General features: G+C 24.9%; 1 pseudogene (running past one end of the window). It reads left to right on the forward strand.

Going from position 1 to position 250, the window contains the following annotated elements:
* Positions 1-118 precede the first annotated feature (118 nt).
* Positions 119-250, forward strand: a pseudogene (locus LUA84_RS05575) (hypothetical protein); it runs 9 nt beyond the window's last position.

Below are 250 nucleotides of genomic sequence, written 5' to 3' on the forward strand. Positions count from 1 at the left end.
TTATGAGAAAAATTGTTGTAGATGGATCAAATACATCTGGTTTTCAAAGAACATTATTATTATCATTAAATGGAAATTAAAATATAAAGATAAAAAAATAAGTATTGGAACAATTTGTATTGAAGAAGATGCTGNAAGAAAAAATGAAGAAGGAGAAGATTANNNAATTTATAGATTGGATAGATTGGGAATACCATTAATAGAAATATCTCCANGTCCTGATTTAAAAGATCCAAAAGAAGTAATAGGA

The sequence above is a fragment of the Candidatus Nanopusillus massiliensis genome (assembly GCF_920984865.1).